Here is a 15900-nt window from a genome sequence, read left to right as displayed (position 1 = left end):
TTGCGTCTTGCTTAGACGCTCGGAGCGATCTCCGGGATGCGTGGCTTGGCGTTGCCCGCGAAGGTGAACTTGGCGTCGTCGCCTTCGCCGTCCACATCCACCACAACGATGTCGCCGGCGTGGAGTTCGCCGAAGAGGATCTTCTCGGAGAGCTGGTCCTCGATCTCGCGCTGGATGGTCCGGCGCAGCGGCCGGGCACCCATCGCGGGGTCGTAACCGCGGGTGGCCAGGAGGACCTTGGCGGCGGGCGTGAGCTCGATGCCCATGTCCTTGTCCTTGAGCCGCTTCTCCAGGCGGCCAACGAACATGTCCACGATCTCGATGATCTCGTCCTGGGTCAGCTGCGGGAAGACCACAACGTCGTCAACACGGTTCAGGAACTCGGGGCGGAAGTGCTGCTTGAGTTCCTCCGTGACGCGGGCCCGCATCCGGTTGTAACCGGTCTGCGTGTCCGTGCCGGACTGGAAGCCGGTGGCAACGCTCTTGGAGATGTCCCGGGTGCCGAGGTTGGTGGTCATGATGATCACGGTGTTCTTGAAGTCCACCACGCGGCCCTGGGAGTCGGTCAGGCGGCCGTCTTCCAGAATCTGCAGCAGCGAGTTGAAGAGGTCGGCGTGCGCCTTTTCCACTTCGTCGAACAGGACCACGGAGAACGGACGACGCCGGACCTTTTCGGTCAGCTGCCCGCCCTCCTCGTAGCCCACGTAGCCGGGAGGGGCACCGAAGAGGCGCGACACCGTGTGCTTCTCCGAGTACTCGGACATGTCCAGGGTGATCAGGGCGTCTTCCTCGCCGAAGAGGAATTCGGCCAGCGCCTTGGCGAGTTCGGTCTTGCCGACGCCGGTAGGCCCGGCGAAGATGAACGAACCGCCCGGACGCTTCGGGTCCTTCAGGCCTGCACGGGTGCGGCGGATGGCCTGGGACAGGGACCTGATGGCCTCGTTCTGGCCGACAACGCGCTTGTGCAGCTCGTCTTCCATCTTCAGCAGTCGCGAGGACTCTTCCTCGGTCAGCTTGAAGACCGGGATGCCGGTGGAGTTCGCCAGCACTTCAGCGATGAGGTCCTCATCAACTTCGGAGATGTCATCCATGCCGCCGGTCTTCCACTGGCGTTCCTTCTCGGCACGCTCGGCAATGAGCTTCTGCTCCTTGTCGCGCAGCGAGGCGGCACCTTCGAAGTCCTGCGCGTCAATCGCGGATTCCTTCTCCAGCTTCATGGCGGCGATCTTCTCGTCCATGATCTTGAGCTCCGGCGGGGCGGTCATCCGGCGGATGCGCAGCCGCGCGCCGGCCTCATCGATCAGGTCGATCGCCTTGTCCGGCAGGAAGCGGTCCGAGATGTAGCGCTCGGAGAGGCTCGCCGCCGAGGCGAGGGCGCCGTCGGTGATGGTCACGCGGTGGTGCGCCTCGTACCGGTCACGGAGGCCCTTCAGGATCTCGATCGCGTGCGCGACGGAGGGCTCCTTGACCTGGATCGGCTGGAAACGGCGCTCCAGCGCGGCATCCTTCTCGATGTGCTTGCGGTACTCGTCCAGCGTGGTGGCACCGATGGTCTGGAGCTCGCCGCGGGCCAGCATGGGCTTCAGGATCGAGGCCGCATCGATGGCGCCCTCGGCGGCACCGGCACCCACCAGGGTGTGGATCTCATCGATGAACAGGATGATGTCGCCGCGCGTGCGGATCTCCTTGAGAACCTTCTTGAGGCGCTCTTCGAAGTCGCCGCGGTAGCGGGAGCCGGCCACGAGGGACCCGAGGTCCAGCGTGTAGAGCTGCTTGTCCTTGATGGTCTCCGGCACGTCGCCGCGGACAATCGCCTGGGCAAGGCCCTCGACGACGGCGGTCTTGCCGACGCCGGGCTCACCGATCAGGACGGGGTTGTTCTTGGTGCGGCGGGAAAGGACCTGCATGACGCGTTCCATTTCCGATTCGCGCCCGATCACCGGATCCAGCTTGTTCTCGCGCGCGGCCTGGGTCAGGTTGCGGCCGAACTGGTCCAGGACGACGGAACCGGCAGGAGTGCCTTCGGCCTGGCCGGGGCCGACGCCGGCTCCGGTGCTCTCCTTGCCCTGGTAGCCCGAGAGCAGCTGGATAACCTGCTGCCGGACACGGTTGAGGTCCGCGCCGAGCTTCACCAGCACCTGGGCGGCAACGCCTTCACCCTCGCGGATGAGGCCGAGCAGAATGTGCTCCGTGCCGATGTAGTTGTGGCCCAGCTGCAAGGCCTCGCGGAGCGAGAGTTCCAAGACCTTCTTGGCGCGGGGGGTGAAGGGGATGTGTCCGGACGGGGCCTGCTGGCCCTGGCCGATGATCTCCTGTACCTGCTCGCGAACGCCGTCGAGCGAAATGCTCAAGGACTCAAGGGCTTTGGCAGCAACACCTTCACCTTCATGGATCAGACCCAAGAGGATGTGTTCGGTACCAATGTAATTGTGGTTCAGCATGCGTGCCTCTTCTTGGGCAAGCACAACTACGCGACGGGCACGGTCCGTAAATCGCTCAAACATTTCGCCACACTCCTAGCTACGACGTACTTTGATGCTACGTGGCCGGGTTCAAGATTTGGGGCTTGTTCGCCACAGGGGAAACCGGGACGCCGTCGCCCCGTCACATCGGGGCCGGTTCGCGGTCCCGCGAATGCCCTGCGGCAACGGACCGGCGGGCACCCAGGCGGGCCTAGGGGCGGGTGTGAACCGGCCCGGTCCCGGCTGCGCTCCTGCCCGGTTGCTTCGTCCGGGCCGGGCGACATACGGCACGTCCCCGGCTCCGGGCCGCGTTTTTGGCCGGCAACCGGGCCGGAACGCGGCGGCGCATCAGCCAGTCGAAGTATCACCACCTCGCATCAGCCCCGGCCCACCGGCATCTGCGCGCACACAACAATGCCCCCGTGCGAAGGCGGGGGCATTGTTGTTGGTCCTGCGGGCTCCGACGCCGCGCGCACGGCGCAGCGGTCCGGGGCCTGGATGCTAGGAATTCGCCTTTTGGTAGGCTTCCTGAATTTCAGCCTGAATACGGCCGCGGCTGTTTACCGCGTAGCCGTTATCGCGGGCCCACTGCCGGATCTGGGCAGAGTCCTGATTCCGGCCGGACGCAATCTTGGTCCGGGTGGCGCGGCCACTAGAGGTCTTGCGCGCGTGACTTACAAACCGCTCAACTGCGGCACGTAGTTCTGAAGCATTTTCCGCCGACAGGTCAATTTCGTAACTGACCCCGTCAAGGCCGAACCGGACGGTCTCGTCCGCGGATCCCCCATCCAGATCATCGACAAGGATGATTTTCACTTTCTGTGCCATTAATGACTCTCTTTCCAAAAGGACGAGCATTTAGTAAAAGCAGGATGTATCTGGTTAAAAGTATCCTCTGCTTTATGGCAACGAGTCAAAGCGAAAAAGAGTTTCCAAAGGAAAACCCAAGGGGGAATAGCCCGCTATTAGTTACGCCCGTTGGAATGACCCTCGTTGCGGAGGGTATCAGCCCCGTGGGCATTTCCTTCGGCTTCCGCCTGGGCACGCGCTTCGGCCTGGCGCTCCGATTTGTCGGCATTGAAAATCGATTTCATGGCAAACCAGAAGATCAGGCCCACCACCACGGAGGGAAGCAATACAGCGATGTACTCCATGATCAGTGTCCTTCGGGCTTCAGCAGCGGGAAGAGAATGGTTTCGCGGATGCCGGCGCCGGTGAAGAGCATGACCAGCCGGTCGATGCCCAGGCCGATCCCGCCCATCGGAGGGGCCCCATACTCCAGGGCGCGGAGGAAGTCCTCGTCCAGCTGCATGGCCTCGACGTCGCCGGCGGCGGAGCGGCGGGACTGTTCGGTGAGCCGGTCGCGCTGGATGACCGGGTCAATCAGCTCGGAGAACGCGGTGCCGCGCTCCATGCCGCCGATGATGAGGTCCCATGCTTCGATCAGGCGGTCATCCTCGCGGTGGTGGCGGGCCAGGGGCTGGGCGGACGGCGGGTAGTCGTAGACGAACGTCGGGTTCAACAGCGTCGGTTCCACCAGCTCACCGAAGAGTTCCACCACGAGCTTCTCGGCGTCCCAGTTGGCGTCGACCTTGACCTCATGCTTGTCGGCAAGCGCCAGGAGCTCGGCCACGGGGGTCGCCGGGGTGATGTCCTGGCCCACAAAGTCGGACAGTCCCGGGTAGACCGCCATCCACGCCCAGTCGCCGTCGAGGTTGATCTCCCCGGCCTCGGTCTGCAGGACGCGGCCCACGCCGGCGGCGTCAGCGGCATCGAGGATGAGTTCCTTGATCCGGTCCGCCATGACGAACTGGTCGGCCCAGGCCTCGTAGCTTTCCAGGGTGGTGAATTCGGGGCTGTGGGTGGAGTCCACGCCCTCATTGCGGAAGACGCGGCCCATGTCGTAGACGCGGTCAATGCCGCCGACGACGGTGCGCTTGAGGTACAGCTCGGTGGCGATCCGCAGGGTCATCTTCTGGTCGAAGGCGTTCATGTGCGTCTCGAAGGGGCGGGCCGTGGCGCCGCCGTGGACCAGTTGCAGCATGGGGGTTTCCACCTCGACGTAGCCCTGGCGGTGCAGGGTTTCGCGGATGGAACGCGTGATCGCGGCCCGGGTGTAGACCATTTCGCGGGCTTCGTCGCGGACGATGAGGTCCACGTAGCGCTGGCGGACGCGGGTTTCCTCGTTGAGGCCGGCGTGCAGCACCGGCAGCGGGCGCAGGGCCTTGGACGCCATGGACCAGGACTCGGCCATAACGGAGAGCTCACCGCGGCGGGAGGAGATGACCTCGCCCTTGATGAAAACGTGGTCGCCCAGGTCCACGAGGGCCTTCCAGTCGGCGAGCGCGTCCTCGCCGATGTTGGCCAGGCTCAGCATGACCTGCAGGCGGACGGCCTTGCCGTCAACGCCGCCCTCCTGGAGGGTGGCGAAGCACAGCTTGCCGGTGTTGCGGATGAACACAATGCGGCCGGTCACTCCGACGACGTCGCCGGTGGTTTCGTCGGCCTGGAGGTGCGCGTACTTTTCGCGGATGTCACTCAGTGAATGTGTGCGTTCAACACCCACCGGATACGCCTCGATGCCGCGCTCGATCAGCTTGGCGCGCTTCTCCATGCGGATGCGCGTCTGCTCGCTGGCGTCGTGGGAGTCGGCGGCGGTGTTCGGGGCGGAGGTGTTTTGGGAAGTCACAATTCCCAAGTTTACCGGGGATTCTGCCGGGGCAGGTCCCGCACGCCAAGGACGCCGAGGCCGCCGCGGAATAGACTCGGGGCTGTGGAGACGCGGACCATCTACACCGACGACGGCGAGGGGCACCTCGAGCTGCACACTTTCCGTCCGCCTGCGCACCCGGCCGCTCCGGCGCCGGGAGCCCAGGCGGCAGGACCAGCCACCGGTCAAGCACCCTGTCAGGGCATCGTCGTCGTGCACGGCACCATGATCACCGCCTCGCTGTACCGCCCGTTCGCGCGGAACATCAGCAGCCTGCTGGACCGTCCGGTGCACTGCTACAACCGGCGCGGGCGTGCCGGTTCCTCCCCGCAGCCGGCCGGGTACTCCGCGGCCATGGAGGTTGGAGACCTGGCTACGGTGATGCGGGAAACGGACTCATGCGACGTGGTGGCGCACAGCTATGGCGGCTTCGTGGCCCTGCAGGCGGCCCGGACGCTGCCGATCCGCAGAATGGTGACCTATGACGCCGCCGTGTCCCTCTCCGGGAACCTCACCCACCGCTGGCGGCCCGAGCTGGAGCGTTCGGTGGCTGCCGGGGAACTGGACGACGCCTGGGCGCATCTGGTCCAGGGCATTGAGGTGGGCGGACCCGTGGCCAAGCTCCCGCTCGGTGCGCTGCGGATGCTCAGCATCCTCTCCGCACGGACGAGCATGGGCGCCGAGATGCGCGACCTGCTTCCCACGGCCGTCGCGGAGATGCGCGCGGTGCTGGACGAGGACGCCGAACTGGCCGACTTCGCGGCCGTGACCACCCCCACGCTGATGCTGAGCGGCAGCTGGAGCCCGGACTACTTCACCGAAACGGGCCGGCAACTCGCCTCCGCCGTCCCTTCCATCGAGTGCGCCGTGCTGCCGGGTCAGCTCCACGAAAGCCCTCTGCGGCCCGGAATCCGGCTGCCCCGGGCCGTTGCGCGCTACCTTCTGGCCGGGGAAGGGACACTGCGGCGCCTCCCGGCGCGCAGGCGGCGGCTCAAGCTGGGCCGCTGAGGGGCGCGCCCTTACAATCGGTGGGCGACCCCTTCGAAAGGACCCTTTTGGCCAAGCTCTACTTCCGCTTCGGCGCGATGAACTCCGGCAAGTCAACGGGCCTGCTGCAGGCCGCCTTCAACTATGAGGAACGCGGCCAGCGGGTCTTGCTGGCCAAGCCGGATGTGGACACCAAGGGCGACGCCGACGTCGTCTCCCGCCTGGGCATGACACGTTCGGTGGACTTCCTGATCCCGGCCGGGGCCTCCGCCCGCGACCTGTTCACCGCCCAGGCCCACGGGGACGATCCCGACGCTCTGCTTAAACATGTGGACACGCAGCCGGTGGCCTGCCTGCTGGTGGACGAGGCCCAGTTCCTCGAACCGGACCAGGTGGACGACCTCTTCCGGATCGCCGTCCTGGACAACGTTCCCGTGCTGGCCTACGGCATCCGCACGGACTTCCGCACGCGGGCGTTCCCGGGCTCGCTGCGGCTGCTGGAAATCGCGCACACCCTCGAGGAACTCAAGACGATCTGCCGCTGCGGCCGCAAGGCCATTTTCAACACCCGCCGGGCGGGCGACGAGGTGGTCTTCGACGGGGACCAGGTCGCGATCGACGGCCAGGACGTCTGGTACGAATCGCTCTGCGGCTCCTGCTACCTGGAGGTCTCCGGCGGGCGGCTGGGCGGTTAGCTGGGCGGTTAGCTGCGCAGCCTCCCGGCGGCGCCGGTACCCTACTACGCCGTAGCTGCAGCCTCGGCTAGGCTCGGAGCATGACCCGCGAGAACATCAGAACCCCCGACGGTGCAACGATCGAGCTTTTCAGCACGGGTGCCGAACTCGCCGCGGCGGGCTCCGGCGTAGTCGTCGTTCCGGCTTCGATGGTGACCGCCTCCGACTACACACGCTTCGCCCAGAAGCTCAGTGCGTCCCTGGGACGCCCGGTGCACACGTTCAACCGGCGTGGCCGCGGCTCGTCCTCGCCGCAGCCGGAGGACTACACCCTGGACGTGGATATCCATGACCTCGATGCGGTGATGAAGCACACGTCCAGCACGGACGTTTTCGGGCACAGCTTCGGCGGCGCGGTGGCGCTGCACGCCGCCCGGACCCTCCCGGTGGAGCGCCTCGCCGTGTACGACCCCGCCGTCTCCGTGAACCACAGCGTGACCGCGGACTGGACCGCCGAATACGAGAAGGCGACGGCGGCCGGCGACGACGACCGCGCCCTCGCCGTCCTGCTCAGGGGCCTCGAGACCGGAAGCGCCCTGTCCCGGATGCCGCTGTCCATGCTGACCCTGGCGAACAAGCTTGCTGCGGGGACTCCGATCGGCAAGCAGATGCGCGAACTGATGAAGACCGGCGTCCGGGAGATCAAGGCCATCATCGCCGCCGACATGCCGGCCGAGCCGTTCCTGGAACTGCCGCTGGAGACCCTGATCATTGTCGGGGAGAAGAGCCCGGCGTACTTCGGAGTGGCCTGCGCCCAGATCCACGAGGTGCTCTCCGGCTCCAGCTACACCATCCTGCCGGGCATGGGGCACGACGGCGTCAACAAGGCACCGGACAAGCTCATCTCCGCGCTCAGCGAGTTCTTCGCCAGCTAAGCACAAGGCTGCGCCAGAACTACGCGGCCTCCAAAGCAACGCGGGGTCACCTGGCGCCCATCCCAACGGGATTTATGGGCGGGAGGTGACCCCGCGTTGGATTAAGCGGCTAGTGGGAGACGGCGTGTTCCGCTGCGGGGTGTTCCACTGCAGTGGTCTTCCGCATCAGGGCGGCCAGCACGACGGCGGCGACGGCGATGACCGAGGCGGTCAGGAACGCCGCGCGCATCCCCGCGACCATGCCGGCACCGGCGGATACCACCGCGTAGATCGAGACGAGCAGCGCCGTTCCAGCGGCCCCGGCCACTTGCTGCAGGGTACTCATGATGGCCGAGCCGTGTGAATACAGGTGGGGCGGCAGCGGGTTCAGCCCGGTGGTAAACGCGGGGGTGAAGATCAGCGCCAGGCCGAGGCTGAGGCCCACGTGCAGGGCAATGATCCACCCGACCGGTGTGTCGGCGTCGAGCAGCGAAAACTGGAACAGTGCCAGCACCAGAAGCGACGAGCCCGTGACGGTCAGCGGCAGCGGGCCCACCTTGTCGAAGAGGCGTCCGATGAAGGGGCCCAGCAGGCCCATCGCGAGTCCGCCGGGCAGCAGGGTCAGCCCTGTTTCCAGCGACGTCAGCCCGCGGATTTCCTGCAGGTACAACGGCAGGAGAATCACTGCGCCGAACAGTGCGATCATAGCCACCACAAGGAGCAGCACGGACACCGTGAACATCCGGAAAGTGAAGGCGCGCAAGTCCAGCAGGGGCGCCGCGGACTTCTGCAGCCGCAGCTGCCGGAGCACAAACGCCACCATGGCGATGACGCCCACGGCCAGCGCAATGACGGCGGGCGAGCCGGGCCCGCCCTCGCCGCCGCCGATCTGGCTCAGACCGTAGACCAGTCCGCCGAACGCGGGGACGGTCAGCAGCACGGACAGGACGTCAAGCCGGGTCTTCTCCTTTTCGCCGATGTTGGTCAGGAATCTGGCGCCGATGGCGAAGGCGGCCACAGCGATCGGGAGGACGAAGACGAACATGAAGCGCCAGGAGAAGTGCTCAAGAATCAGGCCGGAAACCGTGGGGCCCATGGCCGGCGCCACCGAGATGGCGATGCTGACGTTGCCCATCACGAAGCCGCGGCGCGTCACGGGAACCAGGGTGAGGATGGTGGTCATCAGCAGGGGCAGCATAATTGCCGTGCCGCCGGCCTGGACGATCCGGGCGAGCAGCAGGATTTCGAACCCCGGAGCCAGCGCCGCGAGCAGCGTCCCGCCGGAGAAGAGGCCCATGGCCAGCATAAAAACGGCGCGGGTGGACAGCCGCTGGAGGATGAAGCCGGTCGTGGGAATCACTACGGCCATCGTCAGCATAAAACCGGTGGACAGCCACTGCACGGTGGGGGCGGTGACCCCCAGATCCACCATCAGCCGCTGCAGCGCGACGTTCATGATGGTTTCATTCAGGATCACCACAAAGGTCGCCACCAGCAGGGTGGCGATGACGGTCACCGATTCCCGGGACATCTTCGCCGGCCGGGCGGAAGCCTCCGCGGCGACCTGAGTCTGCGCGGCCGGCGCGGGATCGCCCGGGGGCTTGGAAGAGACGTCTGTAGACATAAGGGTTCCCTCAGGGAGTTGTGGCGTGGGGTCAGCGAGCGTCGTCGCTGCATCAGGTGCCAACCTGCGATCCGCCGCGGTAATTCCCGGCGGTGGAGAAAACTTCCTGTGGCCTGAAATCCAACGCGGGGTCAGCTACGGTCCATGGGCGGCATCGGCATGGGCCGAATCTGACCCCGCGTTGCTTGATGGCGGCGGCGTTGGCCTAGGAGTCCAGCGGCACGTTGTCGATCAGGCGGACCTTGCCCACCGTGGCCGCGATGAGAGCCAGGCCCTCGCCGCGGAACGGCGTGTCCCGGCAGTTCTCCGCGAGCGGTTCCAGGGTGCGGGGATCCACCACGTCCAGGTAGTCCAGTTCCACAAGCGGCCGGGACCTGACGAGCGCCTCCACGGACTCAAGATCCAGCGGCTGGTGGGCGTTGGCCCGTTCCTCGATGAGCCGCAGCGCCCGCGAGAGCACCAGCGCGGCCTCGCGTTCCCCGGCGGAGAGGAAGCGGTTGCGGCTGGACAGCGCCAGTCCGTCGGCGGAGCGCACGATCGGCACCGGGACGATCTCCACGGGGAAGTTCAGGTCCGCGACCATACGCTGGACGAGCGCCAGCTGCTGGGCGTCCTTCTGGCCGAAGTACGCCCGGTAGGCCGGCACTTCCGGGCCGGCGGTCGCGCCGGGCATCCCGTAGTGCAGCAGCTTGGCCACCACGGTCAGGGCGCCGTCGAAGTGCCCGGGACGGGAGGCCCCCTCCCATTTCTCGGCCATCGGACCCGCGCTGATACGGACCCGGGGTTCCCCGCCGGGATAGACCTCGTCCACGTCCGGAGCGAACACCAGGTCCACGCCCACGGCGTCCAACAGCGCCAGATCGGCGTCCAGGGTCCGGGGGTACCGTGCCAGGTCCACGGCCTCGCCGAACTGCAGCGGGTTCACGAAGATGCTGGCCACCACGACGTCGTTCTGCTCGACGGCGGTGCGTGCCAGCTGGGCGTGGCCCTCATGGAGGGCACCCATGGTGGGCACGAGGCCCTGCGAGGTGCCACCCTTCTCCCTGATCAGCCGGGCGCTTTCGATGCGGAGCGCGGCGGCCGTGGTCACGAGTTGGATCGCCAAGGTATGGACCTTCCTTAGGGTTGCGGGCCGTCGTGGTCCGGGCCCTCGAGGGCCTGCGTGATGCTATCGAGCTGGTCCGGTTTCAGCAGACCCCGGCGTCCGGCCCGCCGGGCCGTCGCCCGGGCCATGGCCAGGTACGCCTCCAGAATATCGCCGCCGGCGCCGCCGTCGTGCTCCCGCAGCGACCCAGCGTGCGCGGCCACGGTTCCGACATCGCCGCGGGCCACCGGCCCGGTCAGGGCCGACTCGCCGGAGGCGAGGGCGTTCTCCAGCGTTGCGCGCAGCAGCGGGCCGAGCATACGTTCGGGGGCCTCGACGCCGACCTCCCGGAGCAGCTGCGAGGCCTGGGCCACCAGGGTGACGAGGTGGTTCGAGCCGTGGGCGAGGGCAGCGTGGTACAGCGTGCGGTCTGCCTCGGCGATGGCGACGGGCTCCGCGCCCATCTCCACCACGAGGGCCTGCGCGATGGGCAGCATTGCAGCATCCGCCGTGACGCCAAAGGTGCAGTCCAGCAGCCGGGTAAGGTCCAGGCTCATCCCGGTGAAGGTCATCGCAGGGTGCAGCGCCAGCGGGACGGCGCCGGCGGCCCGGACGGGATGCAGGATTCCGACGCCGAAACGGCCGGACGTGTGGGCCACCAGCTGGCCGGGCTGCCAGGCGCCGAGCTTCGCCAGGCCCTCCACGAGCGGGCCGAGGGCGTCGTCGGGGACAGCCAGGAGCACCAGTTCGGCGCGTTCGACGATGTCCTGCACGTCGAGCACCGGGACACCGGGCAGCAGGGTTTCCGCACGCTCCCGGCTGGCGTCAGAGACCGCGGAGACTCCGATGATGGCGTGCTCCGCGCCGCGCAGCGCCGCCCCCAGGACGGCTCCGACCTTCCCTGCGCCGACGATTCCGATGCCGAGTCGTCCTGGTTTAGCCATGCTGCCGGTCATCCTGCCTGTTGGGTTCTTCGGTGTTTGAAGGTTCTTCGGTGCTGTTAGGCGCTCCGGTGCTGTTGGGGTCGGCTGCGAGCGCCCGGACTTGGTCCAGCCAGTGCTCGCTGGTCTGCCGTTTGCGCGCGGTCCGGGCCCGGGCCGCCTGGGCGTCCAGCAGCGCCCGCCCCTCGTCCAGGCCGGCCTGGACCAGCCGCGGGGACACCGGCCCGGCCGTGGTGTGCAGGACCAGGTCCACCACGCGGAAGCGCCGCGCGAGGGGGCCCTGCTCCAGCGCCATGGATTGGGTGCGCTGGTGCGGGACCACCACGAGGTGGCGCCACCAGCGGCCCGAGCGGATCAGCAGGGCCGTGCCGGTGGCGGTGAAGCCGTTGCGGCGCCATCCCAGCGGTGCCAGCAGCCGGGCGCGCCGCGGCGTGGTGACAAAACCGCCGTCGTCCGCGCCGGGATCCGCCGGAGCGGGGGCAGCCGGATCTGCCGGAACCCCCGCCGGGCCGGCGAGGCCGTTGATGCCGGCCCTGAAGATCCCCACCGGGTCCGGGGTGCCCGGATCGGGCAGGACAAGGGAGAGCATGGTGAGCACGTCCGGGAAGGTCCCCACCGGCAGCAGCGTGGTCCGGGATGAGCCCCCGCCGTCGCTTCCCGCGGCGCCGTACCCGGCGACGTTGACCTGGATCCGGTACCAGCCGAAATTCCGCCAGAGCGGGGGCTGGCTGACCCGCAGCGCCTGGATCCGGCCCGGCGGCAGGGTCTGTGCCTGCGTGTCCAGCAGGCCGTACCGCAGCCGGATGCCGTCCGGGGAAATGGCGGCGGTGAAGTTGTAGCCCCGGTTGATGGAGTTCCAGTACGCGGCCACCATGCCGAGCACAGCCGGGATCAGGAAGAGGTAGAAACTGCGGTTCTCCGTGAGGGCGGAGAGCACCACGGAGACGACGCCGCCGACGACCACGAACATACTCTGCTCGCTCAGGAGCAGCGACCCGATCAGGCGCCGCGGCGGGACGGTCAGGACAACATGTTCGGGGGCCTCCGCAGCGGCCTCCCCCGGGCGCGCCTGGTCCTGCACCGCACCGGCAGCGCGCGCCAGGATCGCGGCCCGGAGCAGCCGCGCCTCGTCCATACGGAGGTAGGCGAGCCGCACCGCGGATTCCCCGGCGTCGGCCACTTCGAACTTGAGCTCGGCCAGCCCAAAGATCCTGGCCAGCAGCGGCTGCACGATGTCGATGGCCTGGACGCGGTCCAGCCGGGCCTGGCGCTGCTGTTTGAAGAGGAATCCCGTGTTCAGCCGGACATATCCGTCTGCCACTTGATAGCGGGTGAAGTACCAGCTCAGGACGTAGCCGAGGACGGTGAGCAGCAACACCCCGCCGCCGCCGAGCAGCAGCCACGGGGCCCGGTCCGCGAGCCGTTCATCGACCAGGGGGCCGCCCTGGAGCACCCGTTCGAACGTATCCCGGAAGAAGAAGAAGACGATCGCGGCCAGCGCCACCCAGCCGCGCACGAAGGGTGACGCGGGGTGCACGCGAAGCCACGCGCCGTCGGGGGCTCCCGCCTCGGCGCCGGCAGAGGCCTCCGGGGCGGCACCCGGCTTCACTGAGCTCCCATACCGGAGGTCGTCACGGCGAACCCGTCACAGTCCGGCCAGGCGGGCTTCACCGCGGGCGGAGAGCTGCTCGCGGAGCCGCGCACCTTCCGCTGCGGGCAGGCCCGGGATTTCCGCGCTGGTGCCGGCGGAGGCGGTGTGCAGTTTCAGCGTGCACAGCCCCAGGCCGCGTTCCACGGGCCCGGCGCCGATGTCCACGTACTGCATGCGGCCGTAGGGGACCACGAGGGTGCGCTGGAAGAAGATGCCGCGGCGGATGAGCAGGTCATCCTCACGCTCGGCGTAGCCGATGGCCCGCACCTGGCGCGGAATGAGCAGGAGCCGCCACAGGGCCAGGAGCAGCATCACCGCAGGGATGGCGACGGCCAGCCAGAGCGGGAACGTCTGCCACACGCCGTTCAGGACAAGAACGAGCGGAAGGCACAGCACCGCCACCAGGAAGAGGGTGCCCAGCGCCCAGCCGGCAAGGCGCACCGTGACGTACTTCGGTGAGACGCGCAGCCACGTGATGCCCGGAGGGTCAATCGCCTCGGTACGCATACTCGCCTTCCGACTTGGGCTTACGCTTTTCCTGGCGGCCCGGGGCCGACTCACCCTCGCCGTCTTCGGGGGGTATCCGGCAGAACCTTTCCACCATCAGGCCGACCACGATCATCACCAGGCCGCCGCCGGCCATGGCCACAGCCTGCCAGGCGAGGGCCTGGTCGCTGCGCAGGTTCCAGAGCCGCAGCTGGTCAACGAAGATCCCTGCGTGCCAGCCCAGCAGCACGCTGCCGGTGTAGGCGCAGGCCTGGGCGAGGACCAAGGTCCAGGCGGCCAGGATGGGGTTCAGCATTTTCTTCTTGTTGCCGTTCCGCCACCGCAGCACCCTGATGCCCAGCACGAGGGTGAGCACAACGATCACACCCATCGTGATCAGTGCGTTGAGCGGCAGTACCGGGGTGTTGAGGCCGTAGCGGGTGGTGAGCACGGCGGCGAGCCAGCCGAGGACCCCCACGGCCGAGCCGATCACAATAAGCGTCAGGGGGTTGGTCAGCTTCATCATTCCACCGCTCCGGCCACGCCGTGGAGGTTTTCGAAGCCGTCGAAGGGCACGAGGTCGGCGAAGTCAGCGGCCCTGGCGGCCAGTTCCCCCACGCGTTCGCCGTTCAGTTCCGCCGCGGGGTCGATGAGCGACCACGGGTACAGCACAAATGCCCGCTCAGCCGCCCGCGGGTGCGGCAGGGTCAGCTCCGGGTCGGAGCTGACCAGCTCCCCGTAAGTGATGATGTCGACGTCGAGGGTGCGCGGGCCCCAGTGCACGTCACGGACCCGCAGGTGCTTTTGTTCCACCGCGTGGCAGTGCCGCAGCAGCTCAAGGGGCGCAAGCGTGGTCTCGACGGCGATCACCATGTTAAGGAAGTCCGGCTGGCCGGCCGGCCCGCCGACGGCTTTGGTCTGGACGATCGGTGAGATCGCCAGGAGGCGGACCTCGGGCGGGTCAACGATGTCCGCGACGGCTGCCGAGAGCGTGTCGCTGCGCTCCCCCAGGTTGCTGCCGAGCGCGAGCACGGCGCGCGTGTAGTTCATCGCTGGTCCTGCCGGGTCCGCCGGACGCTGACAGAGACGTCGCCGAACTCGACTTCGATCGGAGCCTTGGGTTTGTGCACGGTAATGTCCACCGCGGCGACGGGGAACTTCAGCAGCACGTCCTCGGCGATCCGGACGGCCAGCGCCTCGATCAGATTCAGCGGTTCCCCCGTGATCCAGGTCCGGATGCACTCGGCCACCTCGCCGTAGTGGGCGGTGTCCAGCACGTCGTCGGAGGCTGCGGCGGGGCCGAAGTCCAGGTGCAGGACGGCATCGACCACAAACGGCTGGCCGTTCCGCCGCTCGAAATCAAACACTCCGTGGTGGCCGACGGCGGTGACGCCGCTCAGCGTGATCTGGTCCATGGGTAGTCTGTCGGTTCAGCTGCGGCCGGGGGCGGCCGGATGAGCCGGCGACATGCGGGCGGCGACCTTGACGGCGTCGAGGCTGGGGCCGACGTCGTGCACGCGGACCGCCCAGGCGCCCCGGTAGGCGCTGATGGCGCTCACGGCGGCGGTGGCGTCGTCGCGTCCGGCCGGCGGGGCTGCCTTGCCCGCCACGGTGAGGAGGCTCCCAAGAAAACGCTTGCGGGAGGCAGCCACCAGGACCCTGTGGCCCATGGCCTGCAGGACGTCCAGGCGCTGGAGCAGTTCCCAGTTCTGCTCCTCGTTCTTCGAGAAGCCCAGTCCGGGGTCCAGGATGATCTGGTCCGGGGCGACGCCGGCCGCGTACAGCTTGTCGCGGACACCGGCCAGCTCCGCGGCTACTTCGTCCGCGACGTTCCCGTACTCGGCCAGGGAGTCCATGGTGCTGGCGTTGCCGCGGCGGTGCGTGAGGATGTACGGGGCCTTGCTGCGGGCCACCAGTTCGGCCATCTCCGGCTCCATAGTCAGTCCGGAGACATCGTTGATGATCGCGGCCCCCGCGTCCAGGGCGGCTGCGGCGGTGACGGCGTGTGTCGTGTCGATGCTGACCAGCGCGCCCGCCTTGACCAGCGCCTGGATCACGGGCAGGACCCGCTGCTGCTCTTCCTCGACGCCCACCTCGACCGCTCCCGGGCGGGTGGATTCGCCGCCGACGTCGATGATGTCCGCTCCGCCGTAGAACATCCGCAGGCCTGCGGCGATGGCGGTGTCCGCGGTGGCGTGCTTGCCGCCGTCGCTGAAGGAGTCCGGGGTGACGTTCAGGATCCCCATCACGAGCGTCCGGTCCGTGGGGAGATCCTTGAATTGCGCTGCCGGGCGCGACTTGCGCAGTACGGGCAGGGGCGAGGTCGCGGGTCCGGTGCCAGGGGCTGCGGCGAGGGAATCCATAGTC

The 15900-nt window shown here is 67.9% G+C and carries 16 protein-coding genes; 3 read left to right on the top strand and 13 right to left on the bottom strand.

The features are described from left to right. Positions 1-11 precede the first annotated feature (11 nt). The 4 genes from AC6EUH_RS03990 to lysS form a co-directional block, all read right to left on the bottom strand. Positions 12-2504 (bottom strand): ATP-dependent Clp protease ATP-binding subunit, encoded by a 2493-nt coding sequence (locus AC6EUH_RS03990; RefSeq protein WP_056428245.1) that lies wholly within the window; start codon positions 2502-2504, stop codon positions 12-14. Between the two features lie 459 nt (positions 2505-2963). Next, a complete protein-coding gene (locus tag AC6EUH_RS03985; RefSeq protein ID WP_056428247.1) occupies positions 2964-3290 on the bottom strand; it encodes a histone-like nucleoid-structuring protein Lsr2 in 327 nt (108 codons plus the stop codon). A gap of 137 nt (positions 3291-3427) precedes the next feature. Next, on the bottom strand, positions 3428-3616 hold the full coding sequence (locus AC6EUH_RS03980; RefSeq protein WP_056428250.1) for a hypothetical protein: 189 nt from the start codon (positions 3614-3616) through the stop codon (positions 3428-3430). A 2-nt stretch (positions 3617-3618) separates the two neighbouring features. Then, on the bottom strand, positions 3619-5151 hold the full coding sequence (lysS, locus tag AC6EUH_RS03975; RefSeq protein WP_056429259.1) for a lysine--tRNA ligase: 1533 nt from the start codon (positions 5149-5151) through the stop codon (positions 3619-3621). 84 nt (positions 5152-5235) lie between these two features. On the opposite strand from lysS, the gene AC6EUH_RS03970 reads away from it, so the two are divergent. From AC6EUH_RS03970 to AC6EUH_RS03960, 3 genes are all read left to right on the top strand, one after another. Further along, positions 5236-6180: an alpha/beta fold hydrolase gene (locus tag AC6EUH_RS03970; RefSeq protein WP_056428252.1), complete on the top strand. Its 945-nt coding sequence runs from the start codon at positions 5236-5238 to the stop codon at positions 6178-6180. 47 nt (positions 6181-6227) lie between these two features. Next, positions 6228-6854 (top strand): thymidine kinase, encoded by a 627-nt coding sequence (locus AC6EUH_RS03965; RefSeq protein ID WP_056428255.1) that lies wholly within the window; start codon positions 6228-6230, stop codon positions 6852-6854. Between the two features lie 80 nt (positions 6855-6934). Further along, positions 6935-7768 (top strand): alpha/beta fold hydrolase, encoded by an 834-nt coding sequence (locus AC6EUH_RS03960; RefSeq protein WP_056428258.1) that lies wholly within the window; start codon positions 6935-6937, stop codon positions 7766-7768. Between the two features lie 109 nt (positions 7769-7877). On the opposite strand, the gene AC6EUH_RS03955 is transcribed toward AC6EUH_RS03960, so the two are convergent. From AC6EUH_RS03955 to folP, 9 genes are all read right to left on the bottom strand, one after another. Then, positions 7878-9371 carry a DHA2 family efflux MFS transporter permease subunit gene (locus tag AC6EUH_RS03955; RefSeq protein ID WP_499737878.1) on the bottom strand — a complete coding sequence of 498 codons (1494 nt, stop codon included), beginning with the start codon at positions 9369-9371 and terminating at the stop codon, positions 7878-7880. A 205-nt stretch (positions 9372-9576) separates the two neighbouring features. Continuing rightward, complete coding sequence (gene panC, locus AC6EUH_RS03950) at positions 9577-10476, bottom strand: pantoate--beta-alanine ligase (RefSeq protein ID WP_499737877.1); 900 nt, start codon at positions 10474-10476, stop codon at positions 9577-9579. Positions 10477-10490: 14 nt separating this feature from the next. Then, positions 10491-11399 (bottom strand): Rossmann-like and DUF2520 domain-containing protein, encoded by a 909-nt coding sequence (locus tag AC6EUH_RS03945; protein WP_056429261.1) that lies wholly within the window; start codon positions 11397-11399, stop codon positions 10491-10493. Next, positions 11392-13005 carry a PH domain-containing protein gene (locus tag AC6EUH_RS03940; protein WP_499737876.1) on the bottom strand — a complete coding sequence of 538 codons (1614 nt, stop codon included), beginning with the start codon at positions 13003-13005 and terminating at the stop codon, positions 11392-11394. Before AC6EUH_RS03940 ends, AC6EUH_RS03945 begins: the two co-directional genes overlap by 8 nt. Before the next feature lie 36 nt (positions 13006-13041). Continuing rightward, a complete protein-coding gene (locus tag AC6EUH_RS03935) occupies positions 13042-13554 on the bottom strand; it encodes a PH domain-containing protein (protein ID WP_499737875.1) in 513 nt (170 codons plus the stop codon). Beyond that, positions 13535-14056 carry a DUF3180 domain-containing protein gene (locus AC6EUH_RS03930; protein WP_499737974.1) on the bottom strand — a complete coding sequence of 174 codons (522 nt, stop codon included), beginning with the start codon at positions 14054-14056 and terminating at the stop codon, positions 13535-13537. The genes AC6EUH_RS03935 and AC6EUH_RS03930 overlap by 20 nt, the downstream gene beginning before the upstream one ends. Next, on the bottom strand, positions 14056-14583 hold the full coding sequence (gene folK / locus AC6EUH_RS03925; RefSeq protein ID WP_499737874.1) for a 2-amino-4-hydroxy-6-hydroxymethyldihydropteridine diphosphokinase: 528 nt from the start codon (positions 14581-14583) through the stop codon (positions 14056-14058). Before folK ends, AC6EUH_RS03930 begins: the two co-directional genes overlap by 1 nt. Beyond that, positions 14580-14948: a dihydroneopterin aldolase gene (gene folB, locus AC6EUH_RS03920; protein WP_056428277.1), complete on the bottom strand. Its 369-nt coding sequence runs from the start codon at positions 14946-14948 to the stop codon at positions 14580-14582. The genes folK and folB overlap by 4 nt, the downstream gene beginning before the upstream one ends. 15 nt (positions 14949-14963) lie before the next feature. Then, a complete protein-coding gene (gene folP, locus AC6EUH_RS03915) occupies positions 14964-15896 on the bottom strand; it encodes a dihydropteroate synthase (protein ID WP_056428282.1) in 933 nt (310 codons plus the stop codon). Between the last annotated feature and the right edge of the window lie 4 nt (positions 15897-15900).

This window comes from Arthrobacter sp. 001422645 (genome assembly GCF_059816125.1).
The sequence above is the reverse complement of the archived record's forward strand: the minus strand, read 5'-3'. Positions and strand labels throughout refer to the sequence as shown.

Bases quoted from the DNA above. Each gene is read 5' to 3' on its own strand.
- AC6EUH_RS03990 (WP_056428245.1), bottom strand. From the start codon at position 2,504: ATGTTTGAGCGATTTACGGACCGTGCCCGTCGCGTAGTTGTGCTTGCC.
- AC6EUH_RS03985 (WP_056428247.1), bottom strand. From the start codon at position 3,290: ATGGCACAGAAAGTGAAAATCATCCTTGTCGATGATCTGGATGGGGGA.
- AC6EUH_RS03980 (WP_056428250.1), bottom strand. From the start codon at position 3,616: ATGGAGTACATCGCTGTATTGCTTCCCTCCGTGGTGGTGGGCCTGATC.
- AC6EUH_RS03960 (WP_056428258.1), top strand. From the start codon at position 6,935: ATGACCCGCGAGAACATCAGAACCCCCGACGGTGCAACGATCGAGCTT.
- AC6EUH_RS03955 (WP_499737878.1), bottom strand. From the start codon at position 9,371: ATGTCTACAGACGTCTCTTCCAAGCCCCCGGGCGATCCCGCGCCGGCC.
- AC6EUH_RS03945 (WP_056429261.1), bottom strand. From the start codon at position 11,399: ATGGCTAAACCAGGACGACTCGGCATCGGAATCGTCGGCGCAGGGAAG.
- AC6EUH_RS03935 (WP_499737875.1), bottom strand. From the start codon at position 13,554: ATGCGTACCGAGGCGATTGACCCTCCGGGCATCACGTGGCTGCGCGTC.
- AC6EUH_RS03930 (WP_499737974.1), bottom strand. From the start codon at position 14,056: ATGAAGCTGACCAACCCCCTGACGCTTATTGTGATCGGCTCGGCCGTG.
- folK (WP_499737874.1), bottom strand. From the start codon at position 14,583: ATGAACTACACGCGCGCCGTGCTCGCGCTCGGCAGCAACCTGGGGGAG.
- folB (WP_056428277.1), bottom strand. From the start codon at position 14,948: ATGGACCAGATCACGCTGAGCGGCGTCACCGCCGTCGGCCACCACGGA.
- folP (WP_056428282.1), bottom strand. From the start codon at position 15,896: ATGGATTCCCTCGCCGCAGCCCCTGGCACCGGACCCGCGACCTCGCCC.